At 69.4% G+C, this 18696-nt stretch carries 7 protein-coding genes; all 7 read right to left on the bottom strand.

The window, feature by feature from the left end:
- Nucleotide 1: 1 nt before the first annotated feature.
- Nucleotides 2-529: a hypothetical protein gene (locus tag ACPPVW_RS16920; protein ID WP_426624229.1), complete on the bottom strand. Its 528-nt coding sequence runs from the start codon at nt 527-529 to the stop codon at nt 2-4.
- Nucleotides 522-1835 (bottom strand): dihydroorotase, encoded by a 1314-nt coding sequence (locus ACPPVW_RS16925; protein WP_426624230.1) that lies wholly within the window; start codon nt 1833-1835, stop codon nt 522-524. Before ACPPVW_RS16925 ends, ACPPVW_RS16920 begins: the two co-directional genes overlap by 8 nt.
- Before the next feature lie 28 nt (nt 1836-1863).
- Nucleotides 1864-2856, bottom strand: coding sequence for an aspartate carbamoyltransferase catalytic subunit (locus ACPPVW_RS16930; protein ID WP_426624231.1), 993 nt, complete (start codon nt 2854-2856; stop codon nt 1864-1866).
- Complete coding sequence (pyrR, locus tag ACPPVW_RS16935) at nt 2853-3404, bottom strand: bifunctional pyr operon transcriptional regulator/uracil phosphoribosyltransferase PyrR (protein WP_426624232.1); 552 nt, start codon at nt 3402-3404, stop codon at nt 2853-2855. The genes ACPPVW_RS16930 and pyrR overlap by 4 nt, the downstream gene beginning before the upstream one ends.
- A gap of 138 nt (nt 3405-3542) precedes the next feature.
- Nucleotides 3543-3995: a hypothetical protein gene (locus ACPPVW_RS16940; RefSeq protein ID WP_426624233.1), complete on the bottom strand. Its 453-nt coding sequence runs from the start codon at nt 3993-3995 to the stop codon at nt 3543-3545.
- 11 nt (nt 3996-4006) lie between these two features.
- The gene (locus tag ACPPVW_RS16945) at nt 4007-17593 is read right to left on the bottom strand and encodes a DUF7507 domain-containing protein (protein WP_426624234.1); all 13587 of its coding nucleotides are present in this window, start codon (nt 17591-17593) and stop codon (nt 4007-4009) included.
- Nucleotides 17594-17969: 376 nt separating this feature from the next.
- The gene (locus tag ACPPVW_RS16950) at nt 17970-18689 is read right to left on the bottom strand and encodes a DsbA family protein (RefSeq protein ID WP_426624235.1); all 720 of its coding nucleotides are present in this window, start codon (nt 18687-18689) and stop codon (nt 17970-17972) included.
- Nucleotides 18690-18696 lie beyond the last annotated feature (7 nt).

The raw sequence follows: 18696 nt of genomic DNA on the forward strand, positions 1-18696 counted from the left end.
GTCACACCTCCCTTTCGGTGCTGTCGCCCGGCGTGCTGGCCGCCGGGATGATGTCTTCGACGGCCGCGGTCAGGGGACCCCGGCCGGCCGGGTCCACGACCCGGAAGTAACTGTCGGCGGCCGCGCCGCCGCTGGTGGTCCAGCCGAGGCGGACCATGCCGTCCCGCTCCACGACCCGGTCGATCGCGACCGTGGAGGCGCCGACGCCGGTGAGCGAGGCCGCGGGGATGAAAACGGGCTGCTCCCCCGCCACCCGCAACTGCACGCCGTCGGCCGAGACCTCCACCGTGCCCCTGCCGCGGTAGGTGAGCCCGGGCAGCGCGAGGCGCTCGAGCGGCTCGCCCGCCGCGGTCGTGGCGACGTAGAGGACCTCGGAGGACGCTGTCGCGGTCGTCGCCGTCTCCGGCGCCGGGTAGCCGCCGCCGGCCGGTGCGTCGCGGCGCACCCGCCGGCGCCAGCCGACGAGCGCGAGCGCGAGCACGACGATGACGACGAGCAGGATGCCGATCGTCGGCAGCAGCTTATCCACGGGCCACCTCCAGCTGATCGACGACCGCGCCGTCGAGGACGGTCGCATAGCCGCGGTGGAACGTGGCGACGACGCGGCCGGGGAGCGTCATGGACAGGTACGGCGAGTTGACGCCCTTGCCGGCGAGGTCGTCGGTCGAGAACGCCCGCAACGCGGTCGGGTCGTACAGGAAAAGCTCCGCGGGCGCCCCGACCTCGAGCGGGAGGCCGTGGCCCTCCAGACGACCGATGCGCGCCGGGGCCGACGAGAGTACGCGGGCGATGTCGGTCCAGCCGAGCAGACCGTTGTCGACCACGGAGGCCTGGACGACCGACAGCGCCGATTCCAGGCCGACCATGCCGAACGCGGCGGCATCCCACTCGCAGTCCTTCCCCTCGACCGGGTGCGGGGCATGGTCGGTCGCGACGATGTCGATGGTGCCGTCGGCGAGGCCGGCGCGCAGCGCCTCCACGTCCTCCGCGCGGCGCAGCGGCGGGTTCACCTTGTAGCGCGCGTCGTAGCCGGAGGCCAGCTCCTCGGTCAGCAGCAGGTGGTGCGGCGTCACCTCGGCGGTGACGTCGACGCCCCGCGCCTTGGCCCAGCGGATGACGTCGACCGAGCCCGCCGTCGACACGTGGCAGACGTGCAGGCGCGAGCCGACGTGCTCGGCCAGCAGCACATCGCGGGCGATGATCGACTCCTCCGCCACGGCCGGCCAACCGGTGAGGCCCAACTCCCCGGACAGCGCACCCTCGTTCATCTGCGCGCCCTCGGTGAGCCGCGGCTCCTGCGCGTGCTGGGCGATGACGCCGCCGAATGCCTTGACGTACTCCAGCGCGCGGCGCATCAGCAGCGGATCGGAGACGCACTTGCCGTCGTCCGAGAACACCCGCACCCGGGCGCGCGAGTCGGCCATGGCGCCGAGCTCGGCGAGCCGCTCCCCCGCGAGACCCACGGTCACCGCGCCGATCGGCTGCACGGTCGCGTAGCCGGCCGCCTCGCCGAGGCTGAGCACCTGCTCGACCGTGCCGGCCGTGTCGGCCACCGGGGACGTGTTCGCCATCGGAAACACTGCGGTGAAGCCTCCCGCCGCCGCGGCGCGCGTGCCGGTGAGCACGGTCTCGCTCTGCTCATACCCGGGCTCGCGCAGGTGGGTGTGGAGGTCGACCAGCCCGGGAAGGGCGATCAGGCCGTCGGCGTCGATCACCGTCGCGCCGGCCGATGCGGCGTCGGCGCCCGTCGCGGCGATCCGCCCGTCGGCGAGGAGGAGGTCGGTGCGGGCTCCGTCGACCAAGGAGGCGCCCCGGATCAGGTACTTCTGGCTCATGACCCTGTCACTCCTATAACGCCGTCACTCATCGCGCACCGACGTTCGTCGGCTGCTCTTCATTCATCTTCTGGCCGTCCCGATCTCCGCCGGACAGCAGCAAGTACAGCGCCGCCATTCGCACGGACACGCCGTTGGCGACCTGCTCCCGCACCGTCGACCGCGGCGAGTCGGCGGCGGCCGCCGAGATCTCCAGCCCGCGGTTCATGGGTCCGGGGTGCATCACAATGCTATCCGGCCGGAGCCTGCCCAACCGTTCCTCGTCGAGTCCCCAGCGCCTGGCGTACTCGCGCTCGGTCGGGAAGTATGCGGCGTGCATCCGCTCGCCCTGGATGCGGAGCATCATCACCACGTCCGGCTGCGCGTCGATCGCGTGGTCGAGGTCGTAGCCGATGGCGGCCGGCCAGCTCGAGACGTCGACAGGAAGGAGCGTCGGAGGAGCGATGAGCGTCACGTTCGCGCCGAGGGTCTGCAGCAGCCAGACGTTCGAGCGCGCCACCCGCGAGTGCAGGATGTCGCCGACGATCGTCACGGTCACCCCGTCGAGGTCGCGGCCCCTCGAGCCGCGGCCGTGCAACCGCCGACGCATGGTGAAAGCGTCGAGCAGCGCCTGCGTCGGGTGCTCGTGCGTCCCGTCGCCGGCGTTCAGCACGCCGGCGTCGATCCAGCCGCTGGTCGCGAGCGTCTGCGGCGCCCCGGACGCGCTGTGCCGCACCACCACGGCGTCGGCGCCCATCGCGGCGAGCGTCTGCGCGGTGTCCTTCAGGCTCTCGCCCTTGGAGACGCTCGAACCCTTCGCGGAGAAGTTGATCACATCGGCGGAGAGGCGCTTGGCGGCCGCCTCGAACGAGATCCGCGTGCGCGTCGAGTCCTCGAAGAACAGGTTCACGACCGTCTTGCCGCGCAGCGTCGGGAGCTTCTTGACCTCCCGGTCCTGCACGTCGGCCATGTCCTCCGCGACATCGAGCAGAGTGATGGCGTCGTCGCGCGACAGGGTCTTCGTGCTGAGCAGGTGCCTCATGCCCCGGCCTCCTCGATCGTCACCGATTCCTCGCCGTCGATCTCGTCCAGCCGCACGAAGATGCGCTCGGACGCCGCCGACGGGAGGTTCTTTCCGACGAAGTCCGCCCGGATCGGGAGCTCGCGGTGCCCGCGGTCCACCAGGACGGCCAGGCGTACCACTCGCGGCCTCCCGAGATCGCTGAGGGCGTCGAGTGCCGCCCGGATCGTGCGACCGGAGAACAGCACATCGTCGACCAGCACGACGGTGCGGCCGTCGATCGGCCCCGGCAGCGCGGTCGGCTGCGGAGCTCGGGTGGGATGGCGCGACAGGTCGTCGCGGTACATGGTCACATCGAGCGCGCCGACGATGTCGTCGGGCGAGGCCACGGACTGCGGCTCGATGCGCTGGATGTTCTCGGCGATCCGCCGGGCGAGCACGACGCCGCGCGTCGGGATCCCCAGGACCACGAGATCGTCAGTTCCCCGGTTGGACTCCAGGATCTCGTGGGAGATCCGAGTCAACGCCCGGGCGATGTCAGCCTGTTGCAGCACGGTGCGCGCGCTCATGCCGACCTCCTTCCCCGCCTCACAGGACGGCTGTTAAAGGATGCCAATTGCGTCGAGCCTAGCAGGGTCCGCACGCGCAGACGTCAGGGGCGACCTCCTGCCGGAAGCCGCCCCTGACGTCGGACGTGCTGTCGCGGCTCAGCTATGCCGTTCCACGCGGAGGATGCAGGTGGTCCCCGGCTTTCCCGTCGGAAGGGTTCCCGACCACTTCTCGGTGGCGTGGCCGGACACTCCGCTCACGTCCACCTCGTGGACGCCGATGGTCGCACCCGCGGATAGGAGCGAGACGTAGATGCGGTAGCTCTGCTCGGTCGAGGTCGGATTGGTCACCGTTCCCTCGAAGTGCGCCGGGGACGAGTCCGCCTTGCACGAACCGAGCTTGACGTCCTTCAGCGCGCCGACGTAGCCGGTGTCGGTCCCGGGTTTGTGGGTGATCTGGGTGATCGTCCCGTCATGTGCTGCGGCTGCGGTCGCGGTGGCGGTCGGTGTGGCGCTGGGATGGGGAGCCGATGCCGTGCAACCGGTCACCCCCATCACCACCAGTGCTGCCAGGGGGAGCGTCAGGACTGCGGCGCGAGCCGCTCTGCTCATGGCGTTCATTCTCATTCGGATACCTTTCTGCGTCGGGAGATGATCAGTGCGGACGAGAGTGCCAAGCCGGCGAGGATCGGAAGGATCGCCAGCAGGGCCGCGTAGATGGAGAAGAGAGTCGTGCCGGTGTCGGCCAGGACGCCGAGCTTGATTACCACGTGGTTGCTCTTGGCAGTCACCAGCTTCCCGCTCGGGTCGGTGCCCGTCACGGTCGCCGTGTTCACGACGGATCCGGCGCTCACGTCGGTCTTGGTGAGCGCATACGTGGCGGTCGCGGTCACGGACTGGCCAGGGGCGAGTGTCCCCACGGCCGCCGGCCAGCTGTAGCTGATCGCGGACAGGCCCGGCAGCGGGTCGGAGATCGTGATACCCGTCAGCGCGACGTTCCCGGTGTTCGTGGCCATGAACGTGTAGGAGACCGTATCGCCGGCGGCTCCCGAGCCTCCGGATTCCAGCCGACCCGACTTCGCGAGCGACAGGCCGGGCTCTGCGTTCAGCGCAACGGTGGTCGAGTTCTGCCCGGTGACCGTCGTACCGCGCGGGTCGGTGCCTGCGACCGTGGCCGTGTTCACGACCTGTCCGGCCCCGACATCCGTATGGGTGAGCACGTAGGTCGCGGTCGCGGTGGCGGACTGACCCGGAGTCAGCGTGCCAGGCGCGCCCGGCCAGGTGAACGTCAACGGCGACAGTCCCGGCATCGGATCGGTGATGGTGACGCCGGTGAGCGTCACGTTCCCGGTGTTGGTCGCTGCGAGGGTGTAGTCGACCGTGTCGCCTACCGCGTCGGTGCCGCCGGCAGCGAGACCGCCGGTCTTGACCAGGTTGATCGCCGGGGCAGGCGTGACGGACACGGTGGTCATGTCATCGCCGGTCACCGGGTCGTCTCCCGGGTCTGTGCCCGTCGCGGTGGCGGAGTTCACCACCGAACCGGCATCCACATCCGCCTGAGTCAGCACATAGGTCGCCGTCGCCGAAGCCACCTGCCCCGGCAGGAGCGTCCCGGGCGTACCCGGCCAGGTGAACGTCAACGCCGACAGCCCGGGCATCGGATCGGCGATCGCGACGCCCGTGAGGGTCACGTTCCCGGTGTTGGTCGCCGTGAACCTGTAGACCACCGAGTCCCCAGCCGCACCGGTCGCGCCGGCGGCCAAGCCGCCGCTCTTCTGCAAGGCGAGGCCCGGTGCAGGAGTGATGTCGACCGTGGTCGTGTCGTCACCGGTCACGGGGTCACCACCCGGATCGATGCCCGTCGCGGTCGCCGTGTTCACCACCGAACCGGAATTCGTATCCGCCGAGGTCAACACATAGGTCGCCGACGCGGACGCGGACTGTCCAGGAGCCAGCGTCCCCGCGGTGCCCGGCCAGGTGAACGTCAACGCCGACAGCCCGGGCATCGGATCGGCGATCGCGACACCCGTGAGGGTCACGTTCCCAGTGTTGGTCGCCGTGAACGTGTAATCCACCGTGTCACCCACCGCGCCCGTCGCACCAGCAGCCAGACCGCCCGTCTTCACCAGAGCGATGCCCGGGGCAGGAGGGATGTCGACCGTGGTCGTGTCGTCACCGGTCACGGGGTCACCGCCGGGATCGGTGCCCGTCGCGGTAGCGCTGTTCACCACAGAACCCGCGTCGATGTCCGCCTGAGTCAGCACATAGGTCGCCGTCGCAGTCGTCGCCTGCCCAGGCGCCAACGTGCCAGAAGCGCCTGGCCACGCGAACGCCAGCGGAGACAGCCCCGGCAGCGGATCAGCGACCGTCACACCCGTGAGCGTCACATTCCCGGTGTTCGTGGCAGAGAAGGTGTAGTCCACGATGTCGCCGGCTGCGCCGGTCGCGCCTGCGGCGAGACCGCCTGTCTTGACCAGGGCGATGCCGGGAGCAGGAGTGATGGAGACCGTGGTCGTGTCGTCACCGGTCACCGGGTCGCCTCCCGGGTCGGTACCCGTCGCGGTGGCGGTGTTCACCACCGAGCCGGCGTTCACGTCCGCGGCGGTCAGCGTGTAGGTCGCCACGGCGGTCACCGACCGACCAGAACCCAGTGTCCCGGGCGTGCCCGGCCAGGTGAACGCCAGCCCGGACAGCCCCGGCAGCGGGTCCGCGATCGTGACACCGGTGAGCGTCACATTTCCGGTGTTGGTCGCTGTGAAGGTGTAGTCCACGGCGTCACCGACCGCGCCGGTCGCACCGGCGGCCAAGCCGCCCGTCTTCAGGAGGGTGATTGCCGGGGCCGGAGGCACAGTGACCGTGGTCGTGTCGTCACCGGTCACGGGGTCACCGCCGGGATCGGTGCCCGTCGCGGTAGCGCTGTTCACCACCGAGCCAGCGTCCACGTCGGCCTGGGTCAGCACATAGGTCGCCGTCGCAGTGGCCTGCTGCCCGGGCAGGAGCGTCCCGGGCGTTCCTGGCCAGGTGAACATCAGCGGCGACAGTCCCGGCAGCGGGTCCGCAACCGTCACACCGGTGAGCGTCACGTTTCCGGTGTTCGTCGCGGTGAAGGTGTAGTCCACCGTGTCACCGACCGCGCCGGTCGCACCGGCGGCCAAGCCACCGGTCTTCAGCAGAGCGAGGCCCGGGGCCGGCGGCACAGTGACCGTGGTCGTGTCGTCACCGGTCACCGGGTCCCCACCCGGATCCGTGCCCGTCGCGGTCGCGGAGTTCACCACCGAACCCGCGTCTACATCCGCCTGAGTCAGCACATACGTTGCCGTCGCGGTCGCGGTCTGCCCCGGCGCCAGCCTGCCCTGTGTTCCGGGCCAGGTGAACGTCAATGCCGACAGTCCCAGAAGCGGGTCAGCGATCGTCACACCCGTGAGCGTCACGTTGCCGGTGTTCGTGGCCGTGAAGGTGTAGTCCACGGTGTCGCCGGCCGCGCCGGTCGCACCGGCAGCCAAGCCGCCGGTCTTCAGCAGAGCGATGCCGGGGGCAGGAGTGATGTCGACCGTGGTGGTGTCGTCACCGGTCACGGGGTCGCCTCCCGGGTCGGTGCCCGTCGCGGTCGCGCTGTTCACCACCGAACCCGCGTCCACATCCGCCTGGGTCAGCACATAGGTCGCGGTCGCAGTCGCCGCCTGCCCCGGCGCCAACGTGCCAGAAGCGCCGGGCCACGTGAACGCCAGCGGAGACAGCCCGGGCAGCGGGTCCGCGATCGTCACACCGGTGAGGGTCACATTCCCGGTGTTGGTCGCCGTGAACGTGTAATCCACCGTGTCACCGACCGCGCCGGTCGCACCAGCAGCCAGACCACCCGTCTTCACCAGAGCGATGCCCGGGGCAGGAGTGATATCGACCGTGGTCGTGTCGTCACCGGTCACGGGGTCACCGCCGGGATCGGTGCCCGTCGCGGTAGCGCTGTTCACCACAGAACCCGCGTCGATGTCCGCCTGAGTCAGCACATACGTCGCCGACGCCGAAGCCACCTCGCCGGGCAAGAGAGTCCCCGGCGTACCCGGCCACGCGAACATCAACGTCGACAACCCCGGCAGCGGATCAGCGATCGTCACACCCGTGAGCGTCACATTTCCGGTGTTGGTCGCGGTGAACGTGTAATCCACCGTGTCACCGGCCACACCGGTCGCACCGGCAGCCAACCCGCCGGTCTTCAGCAGAGCGATGCCGGGTGCTGGCGGCACAGTGACCGTGGTGGTGTCGTCACCGGTCACCGGGTCACCGCCGGGATCGGTGCCCGTCGCGGTAGCGCTGTTCACCACGGAGCCCGCGTCGATGTCCGCCTGGGTCAGCACATAGGTCGCCGTCGCGGTCGCCGCCTGACCCGGCGCCAACGTGCCAGACGCGCCTGGCCACGTGAACGCCAGCGGAGACAGCCCCGGCAGCGGGTCGGCGACCGTGACGCCCGTGAGCGTCACGTTGCCGGTGTTGGTCGCCGTGAACGTGTAATCCACCGTGTCGCCGGCCGCGCCGGTCGCACCGGCAGCCAAGCCGCCCGTCTTCACCAGAGCGATGCCCGGGGCAGGAGTGATGTCGACCGTGGTCGTGTCGTCACCGGTCACGGGGTCACCGCCCGGGTCGGTGCCCGTCGCAGTGGCCGTGTTCACCACGGAGCCGGCATCCACATCCGCCTGAGTCAGCACATAGGTCGCCGTCGCAGTCGCCGCCTGCCCAGGCGCCAACGTGCCAGAAGCGCCTGGCCACGCGAACGCCAGCGGAGACAGCCCCGGCAGCGGATCAGCGATCGTCACACCCGTGAGCGTCACATTCCCAGTGTTGGTCGCCGTGAACGTGTAATCCACCATGTCACCGACCACACCGGTCGCACCAGCAGCCAAGCCGCCCGTCTTCACCAGGCTGATCGCCGGGGTCGGCGGCACAGTGACCGTCGTCGTGTCGTCACCCGTCACCGGGTCCCCACCCGGATCGGTGCCCGTCGCGGTCGCACTGTTCACCACAGAACCGGCATCCACATCCGCCTGAGTCAGCACATAGGTCGCCGTCGCGGTCGCCGCCTGCCCCGGCGCCAACGTGCCAGAAGCGCCTGGCCACGCGAACGCCAGCGGAGACAACCCCGGCAGCGGATCAGCGACCGTCACACCCGTGAGCGTCACGTTGCCGGTGTTCGTCGCCGTGAACGTGTAATCCACCGTGTCGCCGGCCGCGCCGGTCGCACCGGCAGCCAACCCGCCCGTCTTCACCAGAGCGATGCCGGGGGCCGGCGGCACAGTGACCGTCGTGGTGTCGTCACCCGTCACCGGGTCCCCACCCGGATCGGTGCCCGTCGCGGTCGCACTGTTCACCACCGAACCGGCGTCCACATCCGCCTGAGTCAGCACATACGTCGCCGTCGCAGTCGCCGCCTGCCCAGGCGCCAACGTGCCAGAAGCGCCTGGCCACGCGAACATCAACGTCGACAACCCCGGCAGCGGATCAGCGACCGTCACACCCGTGAGCGTCACGTTGCCGGTGTTCGTCGCCGTGAACGTGTAGTCCACGGTGTCGCCGGCCGCGCCGGTCGCACCAGCAGCCAGACCGCCCGTCTTCACCAGAGCGATGCCCGGGGCAGGAGTGATATCGACCGTGGTCGTGTCGTCACCGGTCACCGGGTCACCGCCGGGATCGGTGCCCGTCGCGGTCGCGGAGTTCACCACAGAACCGGCATCCACATCCGCCTGAGTCAGCACATAGGTCGCCGTCGCGGTCGCCGCCTGCCCCGGCGCCAACGTGCCAGAAGCGCCTGGCCACGCGAACGCCAGCGGAGACAGCCCCGGCAGCGGATCAGCGACCGTCACACCCGTGAGCGTCACATTCCCGGTGTTGGTCGCCGTGAAGGTGTAGTCCACGATGTCGCCGGCCGCGCCGGTCGCACCGGCAGCCAGACCGCCCGTCTTCACCAGAGCGATGCCGGGGGCCGGCGGCACAGTGACCGTCGTGGTGTCGTCACCCGTCACCGGGTCCCCACCCGGATCGGTGCCCGTCGCGGTCGCGGAGTTCACCACAGAACCCGCGTCCACATCCGCCTGAGTCAGCACATAGGTCGCCGTCGCAGTCGCCGCCTGCCCAGGCGCCAACGTGCCAGAAGCGCCTGGCCACGCGAACGCCAGCGGAGACAACCCCGGCAACGGGTCCGCGACCGTCACACCGGTGAGGGTCACATTCCCGGTGTTGGTCGCCGTGAACGTGTAGTCCACGATGTCGCCGGCCGCGCCGGTCGCACCAGCAGCCAGACCGCCCGTCTTCACCAGAGCGATGCCCGGGGCAGGAGTGATATCGACCGTGGTCGTGTCGTCACCGGTCACGGGGTCACCGCCGGGATCGGTGCCCGTCGCGGTCGCACTGTTCACCACCGAACCGGCATCCACATCCGCCTGAGTCAGCACATAGGTCGCCGTCGCAGTCGTCGCCTGCCCCGGCGCCAACGTGCCAGAAGCGCCTGGCCACGCGAACGCCAGCGGAGACAGCCCCGGCAGCGGATCAGCGACCGTCACACCCGTGAGCGTCACATTCCCGGTGTTGGTCGCCGTGAAGGTGTAGTCCACGATGTCGCCGGCCGCGCCGGTCGCACCAGCAGCCAGACCGCCCGTCTTCACCAGGCTGATCGCCGGGGTCGGCGGCACAGTGACCGTCGTGGTGTCGTCACCCGTCACCGGGTCCCCACCCGGATCGGTGCCCGTCGCGGTCGCGGAGTTCACCACAGAACCCGCGTCCACATCCGCCTGAGTCAGCACATACGTCGCCGTCGCAGTCGCCGCCTGCCCAGGCGCCAACGTGCCAGAAGCGCCTGGCCACGCGAACATCAACGTCGACAACCCCGGCAGCGGATCAGCGACCGTCACACCCGTGAGCGTCACGTTGCCGGTGTTCGTCGCCGTGAACGTGTAATCCACCGTGTCGCCGGCCGCGCCGGTCGCACCAGCAGCCAGACCGCCCGTCTTCACCAGAGCGATGCCCGGGGCAGGAGTGATATCGACCGTGGTCGTGTCGTCACCGGTCACCGGGTCACCGCCGGGATCGGTGCCCGTCGCGGTCGCGGAGTTCACCACAGAACCGGCATCCACATCCGCCTGAGTCAGCACATAGGTCGCCGTCGCGGTCGCCGCCTGCCCCGGCGCCAACGTGCCAGAAGCGCCTGGCCACGCGAACGCCAGCGGAGACAGCCCCGGCAGCGGATCAGCGACCGTCACACCCGTGAGCGTCACATTCCCGGTGTTCGTGGCAGAGAAGGTGTAGTCCACGATGTCGCCGGCCGCGCCGGTCGCACCGGCAGCCAAGCCGCCCGTCTTCAGGAGGGTGATTGCTGGGGCCGGCGGCACAGTGACCGTTGTCGTGTCGTCACCCGTCACCGGGTCCCCACCCGGATCGGTGCCCGTCGCGGTCGCACTGTTCACCACCGAACCCGCGTCCACATCCGCCTGAGTCAGCACATACGTCGCCGTCGCAGTCGCCGCCTGCCCAGGCGCCAACGTGCCAGAAGCGCCTGGCCACGCGAACATCAACGTCGACAACCCCGGCAGCGGATCAGCGATCGTCACACCCGTGAGCGTCACGTTGCCGGTGTTCGTCGCCGTGAACGTGTAATCCACCGTGTCGCCGGCCGCGCCGGTCGCACCAGCAGCCAGACCGCCCGTCTTCACCAGAGCGATGCCCGGGGCAGGAGTGATATCGACCGTGGTCGTGTCGTCACCGGTCACGGGGTCACCGCCGGGATCGGTGCCCGTCGCGGTCGCGGAGTTCACCACAGAACCCGCGTCGATGTCCGCCTGAGTCAGCACATAGGTCGCCGTCGCAGTCGTCGCCTGCCCCGGCGCCAACGTGCCAGAAGCGCCTGGCCACGCGAACGCCAGCGGAGACAGCCCCGGCAGCGGATCAGCGACCGTCACACCCGTGAGCGTCACATTCCCGGTGTTCGTGGCAGAGAAGGTGTAGTCCACGATGTCGCCGGCTGCGCCGGTCGCGCCGGCGGCCAAGCCGCCCGTCTTCAGGAGGGTGATTGCTGGGGCCGGCGGCACAGTGACCGTTGTCGTGTCGTCACCCGTCACCGGGTCCCCACCCGGATCGGTGCCCGTCGCGGTCGCACTGTTCACCACCGAACCGGCATCCACATCCGCCTGAGTCAGCACATACGTCGCCGTCGCAGTCGCCGCCTGCCCAGGCGCCAACGTGCCAGAAGCGCCTGGCCACGCGAACATCAACGTCGACAACCCCGGCAGCGGATCAGCGACCGTCACACCCGTGAGCGTCACGTTGCCGGTGTTCGTCGCCGTGAACGTGTAATCCACCGTGTCGCCGGCCGCGCCGGTCGCACCAGCAGCCAGACCGCCCGTCTTCACCAGAGCGATGCCGGGGGCCGGCGGCACAGTGACCGTCGTGGTGTCGTCACCCGTCACCGAGTCCCCACCCGGATCGGTGCCCGTCGCGGTCGCGGAGTTCACCACCGAACCCGCATCCACATCCGCCTGAGTCAGCACATACGTCGCCGTCGCAGTCGCCGCCTGCCCCGGCGCCAACGTGCCAGAAGCGCCTGGCCACGCGAACATCAACGTCGACAACCCCGGCAGCGGATCAGCGACCGTCACACCCGTGAGCGTCACATTCCCGGTGTTGGTCGCCGTGAACGTGTAGTCCACGGTGTCGCCGGCCGCGCCGGTCGCACCAGCAGCCAGACCGCCCGTCTTCACCAGAGCGATGCCCGGGGCAGGAGTGATATCGACCGTGGTCGTGTCGTCACCGGTCACCGGGTCACCGCCGGGATCGGTGCCCGTCGCGGTCGCGGAGTTCACCACAGAACCGGCATCCACATCCGCCTGAGTCAGCACATAGGTCGCCGTCGCGGTCGCCGCCTGCCCCGGCGCCAACGTGCCAGAAGCGCCTGGCCACGCGAACGCCAGCGGAGACAGCCCCGGCAGCGGATCAGCGACCGTCACACCCGTGAGCGTCACATTCCCGGTGTTGGTCGCCGTGAAGGTGTAGTCCACGATGTCGCCGGCCGCGCCGGTCGCACCGGCAGCCAGACCGCCCGTCTTCACCAGAGCGATGCCGGGGGCCGGCGGCACAGTGACCGTCGTGGTGTCGTCACCCGTCACCGGGTCCCCACCCGGATCGGTGCCCGTCGCGGTCGCGGAGTTCACCACAGAACCCGCGTCCACATCCGCCTGAGTCAGCACATAGGTCGCCGTCGCAGTCGCCGCCTGCCCAGGCGCCAACGTGCCAGAAGCGCCTGGCCACGCGAACGCCAGCGGAGACAACCCCGGCAACGGGTCCGCGACCGTCACACCGGTGAGGGTCACATTCCCGGTGTTGGTCGCCGTGAACGTGTAATCCACCGTGTCACCGACCGCGCCGGTCGCACCAGCAGCCAGACCGCCCGTCTTCACCAGAGCGATGCCCGGGGCAGGAGTGATATCGACCGTGGTCGTGTCGTCACCGGTCACGGGGTCACCGCCGGGATCGGTGCCCGTCGCGGTCGCGGAGTTCACCACAGAACCCGCGTCGATGTCCGCCTGAGTCAGCACATAGGTCGCCGTCGCAGTCGTCGCCTGCCCCGGCGCCAACGTGCCAGAAGCGCCTGGCCACGCGAACGCCAGCGTCGACAGCCCCGGCAGCGGATCAGCGACCGTCACACCCGTGAGCGTCACATTCCCGGTGTTCGTGGCAGAGAAGGTGTAGTCCACGATGTCGCCGGCCGCGCCGGTCGCACCGGCAGCCAGACCGCCCGTCTTCACCAGAGCGATGCCGGGGGCCGGCGGCACAGTGACCGTCGTGGTGTCGTCACCCGTCACCGGGTCCCCACCCGGATCGGTGCCCGTCGCGGTCGCACTGTTCACCACCGAACCGGCGTCCACATCCGCCTGAGTCAGCACATACGTCGCCGTCGCAGTCGCCGCCTGCCCCGGCGCCAACGTGCCAGAAGCGCCTGGCCACGCGAACGCCAGCGGAGACAACCCCGGCAACGGGTCCGCGACCGTCACACCCGTGAGCGTCACATTCCCGGTGTTGGTCGCCGTGAACGTGTAGTCCACGGTGTCGCCGGCCGCGCCGGTCGCACCAGCAGCCAGACCGCCCGTCTTCACCAGAGCGATGCCCGGGGCAGGAGTGATATCGACCGTGGTCGTGTCGTCACCGGTCACCGGGTCACCGCCGGGATCGGTGCCCGTCGCGGTCGCGGAGTTCACCACAGAACCGGCATCCACATCCGCCTGAGTCAGCACATAGGTCGCCGTCGCGGTCGCCGCCTGCCCCGGCGCCAACGTGCCAGAAGCGCCTGGCCACGCGAACGCCAGCGGAGACAACCCCGGCAGCGGATCAGCGACCGTCACACCCGTGAGCGTCACATTCCCGGTGTTCGTGGCAGAGAAGGTGTAGTCCACGATGTCGCCGGCCGCGCCGGTCGCACCGGCAGCCAACCCGCCCGTCTTCACCAGAGCGATGCCGGGGGCCGGCGGCACAGTGACCGTCGTGGTGTCGTCACCCGTCACCGGGTCCCCACCCGGATCGGTGCCCGTCGCGGTCGCACTGTTCACCACCGAACCCGCGTCCACATCCGCCTGAGTCAGCACATACGTCGCCGTCGCAGTCGCCGCCTGCCCAGGCGCCAACGTGCCAGAAGCGCCTGGCCACGCGAACATCAACGTCGACAACCCCGGCAGCGGATCAGCGATCGTCACACCCGTGAGCGTCACGTTGCCGGTGTTCGTCGCCGTGAACGTGTAATCCACCGTGTCGCCGGCCGCGCCGGTCGCACCAGCAGCCAGACCGCCCGTCTTCACCAGAGCGATGCCCGGGGCAGGAGTGATATCGACCGTGGTCGTGTCGTCACCGGTCACGGGGTCACCGCCGGGATCGGTGCCCGTCGCGGTCGCGGAGTTCACCACAGAACCCGCGTCGATGTCCGCCTGAGTCAGCACATAGGTCGCCGTCGCAGTCGTCGCCTGCCCCGGCGCCAACGTGCCAGAAGCGCCTGGCCACGCGAACGCCAGCGGAGACAGCCCCGGCAGCGGATCAGCGACCGTCACACCCGTGAGCGTCACATTCCCGGTGTTCGTGGCAGAGAAGGTGTAGTCCACGATGTCGCCGGCTGCGCCGGTCGCGCCGGCGGCCAAGCCGCCCGTCTTCAGGAGGGTGATTGCTGGGGCCGGCGGCACAGTGACCGTTGTCGTGTCGTCACCCGTCACCGGGTCCCCACCCGGATCGGTGCCCGTCGCGGTCGCACTGTTCACCACCGAACCGGCATCCACATCCGCCTGAGTCAGCACATACGTCGCCGTCGCAGTCGCCGCCTGCCCAGGCGCCAACGTGCCAGAAGCGCCTGGCCACGCGAACATCAACGTCGACAACCCCGGCAGCGGATCAGCGACCGTCACACCCGTGAGCGTCACGTTGCCGGTGTTCGTCGCCGTGAACGTGTAATCCACCGTGTCGCCGGCCGCGCCGGTCGCACCAGCAGCCAGACCGCCCGTCTTCACCAGAGCGATGCCGGGGGCCGGCGGCACAGTGACCGTCGTGGTGTCGTCACCCGTCACCGAGTCCCCACCCGGATCGGTGCCCGTCGCGGTGGCCGTGTTCACCACGGAGCCCGCGGCCACATCCGCCGCTGTCAGGACATAGGTCGCCGTCGCGGTGGCCTCCTGCCCGGGCAGGAGCGTCCCGAGCGTGCCCGGCCACGCGATGGTCAACGCTGACAGTCCCGGCAGCGGGTCCACGATGGTCACACCCGTCAACGTCACGTTTCCCGTGTTGCCCGCAACGAAGGTGTAGTTCACCGTGTCACCGACCACACCCGTCGCGCCCGCGGCCAGGGCGCCCGACTTCACCAGGCTGATACCCGGGGCAGGCGGCACAGTGACCGTCGTCGTGTCGTCACCAGTCACCGGGTCACCACCCGGATCCGTGCCCGTCGTGGTGGCAGAGTTCACCACCGAACCCGTATCCACATCCGCTTGAGTCAGCACATACGTCGCCGTCGCCGAAGCCGCCTCGCCGGGCAACAAGGTCCCCTGTGTGCCCGGCCAGGTGAAGGTCAGCCCGGACAGACCCGGTAGCGGGTCGGCGATGGTGACCCCCGTCAACGTCACATTCCCGGTATTGGTGGCGACGAACTTGTAGTTCACCGTGTCGCCCGCCACACCGACGGCGCCCGGAGCGAGTCCACCGGTCTTCACCAGGGCGATCGCGCCAGCGGAGGCGACGGCAACCGTCGCCGAATCCGAGGCAGTCACGGTGCCACCACCCGGATCGGTTCCCGCGGTCGTTGCCGTGTTCGCCACGGACCCGGCATCCACATCCGCCTGAGTCAGCAGATACCTGGCCGTCGCCGCCACCGACTGCCCGGCCAAAAGCGTGCCCGGCGCCCCCGGCCACGTGGGGCTCAGCCCGAACAGACCCGGCAACGGATCCGTGATCGTCACGCCCGTCAACGTCACGTTCCCGGTGTTCGTGGCGAGGAACGAGTAGTTCACTGTGTCGCCGGCCGAGCCGGTCGCCCCCGCTGCCAACGCGCCGTTCTTGACCAGCGTGATCTGACCGCCCTGCGCCAGCGGAACCTGCGTCGACGACGGATCGGACAGCGTGGGCGTGGGAGCGCCAGGTGGTGTCCCCTGGGCGACAGCCGTATTGTCGATGGTTCCGGCCGCGACGTCGGCGGCCGTCACGACATACGACGCCGTACAGGTCGTCTGCGCGCCCGGCGCGAGATCACCGGGCGGACAGACCGGAGTCGTCATCGACCCGCTCCCGGTGAACGACGTCTCCGAGATCGCAATGCCCGACAACGCCAACGTTCCGGTGTTCGTGACCAGGAAGGAGTAGTCGACCGTCTCTCCCACCGTCAGCGCAGTCACCGGCTGCCCGCCCGATGTCGCGGACTTCACCAGCGAAAGCGACGGCGCGTCCAAGACGGTGGTCGTGACCGAGCTCGTGTTGTTCGGCACGTTTACATCGACGTCCGCACCCGAGACGCTCGCGCCGTTCACCAGCGAACCGCCGGAGGTCGGCGGAGCCGTACCCGACAGCACTATCGGGCCGTACGTCGCGCCCGCGGCGAGGATCCCGGGTATGTTTGCCGAGGAGTTCCCCCCGGACAGGTCGATCAATGAGGGGACGATGGCGTTCTGGGACGGTGTCCATCCCGCTGGCGCGCGCGTGCACACCAGATCGTTGCCCGACAAGGAGCAGCCCGTTCCCGAGACGATGGTCGGATTCGTCACGCCTGCGGGAACCGCGTCCTTGACGATGAACCCGTGGGACGTCGAGCTTCCCGCCGCATTCGACACCCGGATCTGCCAGGTGATCGTCCCGCCGGCGTCCACCGTCGTCGGACCGGTCTTCGTCAGGGACAGGTCCGCCCGTGGGATCCACGCGAGCAGATGCACACCGCGAGTCACGGTCGTGGGATCGGTGAATGGGGTCCCTAGACTGTTGGCAGTGATCGTCCTCATCGTGTGGAACGTGAAGGTCACACTCGAGATCAAGCCGTTGACCCGGAGGAAGGCATACGGGGACGGAGTAGCCGCACACGGGGTCGCCCGCACCGCCGCTGGGAGGTAGCTCAACCGGTTGTTGACCAGGGTCTGCTTCGACGAATCGAGAGGCGCATAGGGCACGACCTGCCCTGACGCCGGGGCCGAGCCGTTGATCGACGCGAAGGTGACGTCCTGGTACTGCGCGGCGCAGTGCGTGAGCGGTGACGTGTTGGTCTCGACGCCCGTCGCAAGCGCCAGAACCGGATTGATCACCGGATGCGGGAACGTCAACGTCGTCGTGTGCGTCACACACTCCGCGGTGTAGCCCACAGCCGTGTTGGATCCCAGGCAGCCGGACGGTATCGTCAGCGGCTTCATCTGAATGCTGGTGTCCGATTGATACGCGGGCGTCTGCGCAGGGGCGTTGATCGTGATCGGCCCCAGCGGAGACATGTTTCCCGGGTACGGAGCTGTCGCCGTCGTCCCCGCTGTCGTCCACGGCAAGATCTGGGAATGCTGCGAGAGAGCCACATCCGAGATGACGGGGTCAGCGACCTCATCGGCGGCCTCCGCGGGTGCGGCGAGCAACGCGAGCGACGCCACCATGGCTGTGGAGGCGACGACGGCAGCGAGCCGGAACGGGAAGGAACGCTCGCGCGTGTCCGTCGACCAGTGGGAACGAGACCGGCGCATGACGGCTCCTGCAACCTCTAACTGCGATGCCCCCCGCAGGGCTGTGAGTTCACGCTCGAGACCCACCGGAACCCGGTGACGCTCACGCGCGGCGCCACCCGGCCGAGAGGATCGGGTCGCGTCGTGAAGAGACAGCGAGACCTTATGACCTCCCTTTTCTCGCTCGACGTGGCCGGGGCGGCCACGACGATGGGCGCCTGTCCCTGCGCTGATTTCGCGACGCGATCGCCGCACCCCGCTGGATCACGCAGAAGAGGGCGTCGGCGGGGTCGGCTGAACGCGCCGACGGCCCCAATCGACCCTCGGCGTCCGAACTCCTCGACGCCTCGGAGACGTCACCTTCAAGGTCACCTCGCCGACAACGGCGCAGACGGGTTCATTTCAACCCGAGGAAGCTCGCGAACTCCTTCTCATCGCTGATCGAGCCGGTGTACTGCTTGCCGTTCACGAGAACGGTCGGTGTGCCCTGGATGGTGTCGAGCACCTTCCTGCCGTCGACCGTGATCGGGCCTGACAGGGAGCGCGTCGTGTTCGCCTGCGCCCAGGCCTGGTACGGCCCGCTGCGATCGATGCAGCCGGAGATGTCGGTGATGCCGAGGTCCGTGGCACGCTTGGCGAGCTCCTTGTCGGTCAGTCCGTTCGAGTTCTCCTCCGGCTGGTTCGTGAAGAGCGCCTGGTAGTAGTCGAGCACGTGATGGGAATCGTGCACCCCGACGCAGACGAGCGCAGCTGCGGCCCTGGTCGAGTAGCCGGTGCCGTTCGACGCGCGGTCGAGGAAGGTCAGTGGGTGCAGGCGGAGCGTGATCGACCCGTCCGTGACCGCGCTCGACAGCGTCCCGCCGTTGGTCTTCTCGAACGCGCCGCAGACCGGGCACATCGCGTCGAACCAGATGTCGACCTTCTTGGAGCCCGTGCCCGCCGAGACGAAGCCGCCGTCGAAGCCGACGGCGCCGTCCGTGCCCGTCGGAGGCTTCGCGGTCGCGACGGGGACATTCGAGTTGCCGCCGAGCAGCGCGCACGAGGCGACACCCGCGGTCACCGCGATCGCCAGCACGGCCACCGCGGCGAGCCTCACGACCCTGCGCGGACCACTCACGCGCACT

The organism is Leifsonia sp. McL0607 (assembly GCF_049993355.1).
Classification (GTDB): Bacteria; Actinomycetota; Actinomycetes; order Actinomycetales; family Microbacteriaceae; genus Leifsonia.

Excerpts from the sequence above, each read along its gene's own strand:
- ACPPVW_RS16925 (WP_426624230.1), bottom strand. The coding sequence starts at position 1,835 with ATGAGCCAGAAGTACCTGATCCGGGGCGCCTCCTTGGTCGACGGAGCC.
- pyrR (WP_426624232.1), bottom strand. The coding sequence starts at position 3,404 with ATGAGCGCGCGCACCGTGCTGCAACAGGCTGACATCGCCCGGGCGTTG.
- ACPPVW_RS16930 (WP_426624231.1), bottom strand. The coding sequence starts at position 2,856 with ATGAGGCACCTGCTCAGCACGAAGACCCTGTCGCGCGACGACGCCATC.
- ACPPVW_RS16940 (WP_426624233.1), bottom strand. The coding sequence starts at position 3,995 with ATGAGCAGAGCGGCTCGCGCCGCAGTCCTGACGCTCCCCCTGGCAGCA.
- ACPPVW_RS16945 (WP_426624234.1), bottom strand. The coding sequence starts at position 17,593 with ATGCGCCGGTCTCGTTCCCACTGGTCGACGGACACGCGCGAGCGTTCC.